Below are 5,853 nucleotides of genomic sequence, written 5' to 3' on the forward strand. Positions count from 1 at the left end.
GCTCGGGGCGGGCGGCGGGGGCCGGGCCGGAGGTGAGGACGACGTGGGCGTTGGTGCCGCCCATGCCGAACGAGGAGACGCCCGCGACGAGTTCGCCGTCGGGCTGCGGCCAGGCGGTCAGCTCGCGCTGGACGGCCAGGCCCAGCTCGGCGAGGGGGATCCGCGGGTTGGGCGTCTCGAAGTTGAGGCTCGCGGGCAGCCGCTGGTGGTCCAGCGCCAGCAGGGCCTTGAGGAGGCCGACGATGCCGGCGGCGCCCTCCAGGTGGCCCACGTTGGTCTTGGCCGAGCCGACCAGCAGCGGCTTGCCCTGGCGGGCGGCGCCGAGCACGGCGCCCAGGGCGGCCGCCTCGATGGGGTCGCCGACGGGGGTGCCGGTGCCGTGGAGCTCGACGTACTGCACGGCGCGCGGGTCGACGCCCGCCTTCTGGTAGGCCTCGCGCAGCACCTGCTCCTGCGCGGTCTGGCTGGGGACGGTCAGGCCCGGCGTGGTGCCGTCGTTGTTGACCGCGCTGCCGCGGATGACGCCGTAGACGTGGTCGCCGTCCGCGATCGCCCGGGCGAGCGGCTTGAGGACGACGACACCGCCGCCCTCGCCGCGCACGAAGCCGTTGGCGCGGGCGTCGAAGGTGTAGGTGACGCCGTCGGGGGAGAGGCCGCCGAAGCGCTCCTCGGTGACGGCGTTCTCGGCGAGCACGTTGAGGTTCACACCGGCGGCGATGGCCATCGCGGACTCGCCGGAGCGCAGCGACTCGCAGGCCAGGTGGACGGCCACGAGCGAGGAGGACTGGGCGGCGTCGACGGTCAGGCTGGGACCGCGCAGGCCCAGGTAGTACGAGACGCGGTTGGCGATCACACCGCGGTTGACGCCGGTCATGGTGTGCTGGGTGACGGCCTGCTCGCCGTGCTGGTAGAGCAGGGCGGAGTAGTCGTCGCGCAGCGTGCCGACGAAGACCGCCGTGCGGCTGCCCTCCAGCTCGGCGGGGACGATCCCGGCGTCCTCCAGGGCCTCCCAGGCCAGCTCCAGGACCAGGCGCTGCTGCGGGTCCATGGTGGCGGCCTCGCGGGGCGAGATGCCGAAGAAGGCGGCGTCGAAGGTGTCGACGCGGTCCAGGAACCCGGCCCGGCGGACGCCCAGTTCGCCTCGCGCTCCCTCGCCCGACAGCGCCGACTCCCAGCGGCCCTCGGGGACCTCGGTGATGGCGCTCGTACCGGTGCGCAGCAGCTCCCAGAACTCGGCCGGGCCCGCCGCCATCGGGAGCCGGCAGGACAGGCCCACGACCGCGATGGCCTCGGAGGATCCGTCCCGGAGCGCCGTGACCCCATCGGGGGTGTGCTTCTTCGTCATCGCGACCGGCAGCCCTTTCCTAGCTGAATTCCTCAACGGCCCATAAACATTTCGAGAACGCCGCGACCGGGCCCGGCCACCTGCTCCGATTTCCGCCGGCGGTCCCGTGCTACAACACATGAATCGTGCACAGATCCTAGGCAGTTGGCGTCCTGCGGGACTTCAGCGACCGGTCACGGCGCGGTAATCGACGTGCTGCCGCAAGGAGGTGAGCGGCGCATTACCCTTCGGTGAGCGAGGGGTTGGGAACGCCGGGCTAGGGTCCGCTTGGATTTCCGGCACATACCCAAAAGGCTCCATACCCTCCAAAGAAAGCGGGAGCAGTCACGCCATGGCGCAGCTCACCAATGAAGTCGAAAAGCACACCGACCTCTATGTCGAGGCCTTCAACCGAGGCGACGCCGACGCCGTCAACGCCTTCTACACGGACGAGGCCGTCGCCGTCTGGGAGCCGGGCAAGCCGCTGACCGGTCAGGCCCGCAAGGACAGCGTCAAGGAGTTCCTGGCCCTCGGCCCGACGATGAACGCCAAGGTCCGGCAGTCCTTCGTCACCGGCGACACCGCCCTGCTGATCGTCGACTGGACCATCGACACGGTCGACGCGGACGGCAAGCCCGAGCACCTCAAGGGCATCGGCGTCGACGTGCTGCGCCTGGGCGCGGACGGCAACTGGCGCTACGCCATCGACGACCCGTACGGCCAGGCCGAGTAAGGCCTGCACGGCCGGCTCGCGGCCGTCCCGGCCGTGAGCCCGCCCGCCGTGAATCCGCCGCGTCCATGGCGGCATCCGCTCCGGCGTCCGCATCGGCGGTCGCCGGTGCCGGCGTACTTCCGAATCAGCGTCACCGTACTTCCGAACCAGCGTCACCGGCGCCTGGGCGCCATAGGGGGAGAACGATTTCCGTGAACACCGACAGCTTCGCCACCACCGCGGCCGACGAGACCGCCCACCGCACCGGCCGTCGCCCCTCGCGGCGTACGGTCCTCAAGGCGGCGGGCGCGGGCGCCCTGGCCGTCACGGCCGCGAGCGCGCTGGCCGCGCCCGCGTACGCCACCGAGCAGGCCGAGGACTCCGAGGACGCCGCGCGCGACTTCATCGTCATCGGCGCGGGCTTCGCCGGTGTCACGGCGGCACGTGAGCTGCGCGCCCGGGGCAAGCGGGTGACGATCCTGGAGGCCCGGAGCCGGATCGGCGGCCGGACCTGGACCGACACCTTCGCCGGCCAGCAGGTGGAGATGGGCGGCACCTGGGTCGAGCCGACGCAGCCGAACATCTCCCGGGAGCTCAAGCGGTACAGCATCGGCCTCGAGGAGGAGGAGCCGCTGGACCGCATGCTCCTGCCCACCCCGAACGGCCCCAAGGCGTTCACCCCCGACGAGGGGTCCGCGGCGATGGGCGTTCTCTTCGAGAAGTTCTTCGAGGGCTCCAAGCAGTACTTCGAGCGCCCCTTCCAGCCGCTGTACCGCGCGGACCTGCTCCAGAAGCTCGACAAGCTGTCGCTGCGCGACCGGCTCAACGAGCTGAAGCTGTCGGCCGCCGACGAGATGCTGATCAACGGTCAGACCGCGATCTACGCGGGCGGCGCCAGCACCGACGGCGCCCTGACGATGATGGCCCAGTGGTGGTCCATGGCCGGCTGGAACAACCAGGGCTGGAGCGACACCCAGCGGTACCGGATGAAGCCCGGCACCGTCGGGATGCTCTCGGCGATGATCGCCGAGACCAAGCCGACCATCGTGTTCAACGCCCCGGTGGCCTCCGTCGCCGAGTCGGGCAACCGGGTCCACGTCACCACCCGCGCCGGCAAGACCTACTCCGCCAAGGGCGTCGTGGTGGCCGTTCCGGTCAACGTCTGGCACACCATCAAGTTCACCCCCGGGCTCCCCGCCGCCCACACGGCCGCCGCCTCCCAGGGCATCGCGGTGAAGAACGCCCTGAAGATCTGGATCCACGCCCGCAACGGCCAGGGCCGGTTCTACGGCCAGTCGGCCGAGGGCGGCTCGCCGATCCCGATGTTCATCCCCTACAAGAAGACCTCCGAGGGCCAGCTGTACGTCGGCTTCAGCGTCGACCCCAAGCTCGACCCGACGAACACCGCCCAGGTCAAGGACGCCGTGAAGAAGCTCGGCGCGGACCTGGACATCATCGGGCTGCGGGCGCAGAACTGGGGCGCCGACGAGTTCTCCCGCGGCGGCTGGGCCTTCCGCAAGCCGGGCCAGCTGACCTCGCTCTACCCCGACGTCCTGAACCAGGTCACCAGCCGGATCACCATGGCCAGCGGTGACATCGCGGAGGGCTGGACCGGCTTCATCGACGGTGCGATCGAGTCGGGCATGCGCGCCGCCCAGCTGGCCAACGGCGAGATGTGACACCCCGTCCGGCGGCCCCCGCCGGACCCTCCCCCGGGGGCACCCGCGCCCGGGTGCCCGGAACTGCAGAGAAAGAGGACGTAACCGCCATGACGACGTTCACCGTTCCGTTCGACCCCGAGAAGCCCGACCTCACCGACGACACCTGGACCCAGAACGAGATCTTCCTCCAGGTCTTCAACTCCGGTAACGGCGAGTTCTTCGACAGCCTCTACCGCGCGGACTCCATCTCCAACTTCTCCGGCGAGCCCCTCACGGGCGAGGCCCGCCTGAAGTTCTTCAAGGAGTTCCTGGCCACCAAGCCCAAGCTCGAGGCCAAGGTGACCTTCGCCTACACGGCCGGCGACGTGGCCCTGATCGGCGTCGACTACGCCATCGACGGCGTCAACGCCGAGGGCGAGCCCTTCCACCTGGAGGGCGTCTGCACCGACGTCCTGGTCAAGGTCGAGGACGGCCGCTGGCTGATGGCCATCGACCGCCCCGTGGCCCGGGGCGGCCTGGTCGCCTAAGCGCCCGGACGGACACCCCGAAACCGGCGCTCCCCAGTGCGGCCCCTGCCTCCGGTCCCCCGCCGGGGCAGGGGCCGTCGCCATGGGTAAAACATACCGATTACGCGGTATGGTCTCGTCGTGAAGCGGAGAGCGTACGGGGGTAGCGTGGGGGAGCTCGTGTCCGGCCGCGGCGGGGTAGGGGAGTTGCGCATGTCCGGTCAGTCGTTCACCGGCGGTCTGGTGACCGCCCTCGGGGTCATCGGGGGCAAATGGAAGCCCCTGATCATCACCGAACTGCACCGGCGGCCACGCCGCTTCGGCGAGCTCAGACGCGCCCTGCCCGGCGTCAGCGAGAAGGTGCTCAGCCAGCAGCTGCGCGAGATGGAGCTCGACGGCGTCGTCGACCGCGAGGTCTGTCTGTCCATCCCGCCCCGGGCCGTGCAGTACTCGCTCACCGAGCTCGGCCTGACCCTCCACGAGAGCCTGCTCCCCCTCGCCGCCTGGGGTGAGCAGCACGAACTGCGCATGCTGGCACCCTCCGGGTGAAGCCTGCGCAACCGTCTTCGAACGGACCTCGAGAGAACCTCTAGAGGCCGCCACTAGCGTTCCCGTCGACTTCAGTGGGTGAACGAGCGCGGGAACGGACAACTGCACACAGAACCGAGTTCGACCCTCCGTGACCTAACGTCGCGCCGCATGGCCCACGACAAGCCGCCTTCTGAATCGACCGGCGACAACCTTTGCACGACGATGCAAAAAGATCTTGGGTGAGCGATGCGGTTTCGAATGCTAGGTCCTCTGGAAGTCATTGACGCCGACCGCCCCGTGGCACTGGGCGGCATCAAACAGCGCGCCACGCTCGGCTTCCTGCTGTTGCAGGCCAACAGGGTCGTGGCCACCAGCCAGCTGCTGCGGGCCCTGTGGCCCGTGGACGAGGCGCCCACCTCGGCCCGGAAGATCCTCCAGAACGCCGTCTGGGGACTGCGCGGCGTCCTCTCGGCCGACCCGGCCGCCCCCGGCGGGGCGAGCGCCCCGGCCCTGCTGACCCAGGCGCCCGGCTATGTGCTGCGCGTCGACCCCGACGACGTCGACCTCCACCGCTTCCAGCGCCAGGTCGAGGCGGGCCGCGCCAAGTTCTCCGCCGGCGCCCCCGAGGACGCCGCGACACTGCTGCGCCAGGCCCTCACCCTCTGGCAGGGCCCTGCCCTGGCCGACCTGGTGGAGACCGGCATCGCCTGGCCCGAGCTGGCCGCCGTGGAGAAGGCCCGGCTCGACGCCATGGAGGACTACTTCGAGGCCGAGCTCGCCTGCGGACGCCATCAGGCCGTCCTCGGCGAACTGGAGACCATGGTCGCCACCGAGTCCCTGCGGGAACGTTCCTGCGGGCAGTTGATGCTCGCCCTCTACCGCTGCGGCCGGCAGGCCGACGCCCTCGCCGTCTACGACAAGGTGCGCACCACCCTCGTGGAGGACCTCGGCCTGGAGCCCGGCCGCTCGCTGCGCGACCTCCAGCACGCCATCCTCACCCACGACGCCTCCCTCTCCCTGCCCCCGGCCCGGCTCCTGGGCGCCGCCCCCTACCAGGCGGGCCGGGGGCAGGGAGAGGGAGGCGTCGTGGGTGAGGATGGCGTGCTGGAGGTCGCGCAG

The 5,853-nt window shown here is 70.7% G+C and carries 6 protein-coding genes; 5 read left to right on the top strand and 1 reads right to left on the bottom strand.

Annotation, left to right across the window (positions count from 1 at the left end):
- Positions 1–1,345 (bottom strand): polyketide synthase (locus tag K6I33_RS30415; protein ID WP_229357768.1); only part of this gene is annotated, 1,345 nt, incomplete at its 3' end.
- A gap of 331 nt (positions 1,346–1,676) precedes the next feature.
- Here K6I33_RS30415 and K6I33_RS30420 point away from each other — a divergent pair.
- The 5 genes from K6I33_RS30420 to K6I33_RS30440 form a co-directional block, all read left to right on the top strand.
- Positions 1,677–2,057, top strand: coding sequence for a nuclear transport factor 2 family protein (locus tag K6I33_RS30420; protein WP_229357769.1), 381 nt, complete (start codon positions 1,677–1,679; stop codon positions 2,055–2,057).
- Positions 2,058–2,248: 191 nt separating this feature from the next.
- Complete coding sequence (locus tag K6I33_RS30425; RefSeq protein ID WP_229357770.1) at positions 2,249–3,715, top strand: NAD(P)/FAD-dependent oxidoreductase; 1,467 nt, start codon at positions 2,249–2,251, stop codon at positions 3,713–3,715.
- Positions 3,716–3,804: 89 nt separating this feature from the next.
- Positions 3,805–4,224, top strand: coding sequence for a DUF4440 domain-containing protein (locus K6I33_RS30430; protein ID WP_229357771.1), 420 nt, complete (start codon positions 3,805–3,807; stop codon positions 4,222–4,224).
- A 192-nt stretch (positions 4,225–4,416) separates the two neighbouring features.
- On the top strand, positions 4,417–4,752 hold the full coding sequence (locus K6I33_RS30435; protein ID WP_229357772.1) for a helix-turn-helix domain-containing protein: 336 nt from the start codon (positions 4,417–4,419) through the stop codon (positions 4,750–4,752).
- 279 nt (positions 4,753–5,031) lie between these two features.
- The coding region (locus K6I33_RS30440; protein ID WP_229357773.1) for an AfsR/SARP family transcriptional regulator at positions 5,032–5,853 on the top strand (822 nt) is incomplete at its 3' end.

Origin of the sequence: Streptomyces sp. UNOB3_S3, from assembly GCF_020740895.1 — a bacterium.
Taxonomy (GTDB): domain Bacteria; phylum Actinomycetota; class Actinomycetes; order Streptomycetales; family Streptomycetaceae; genus Streptomyces.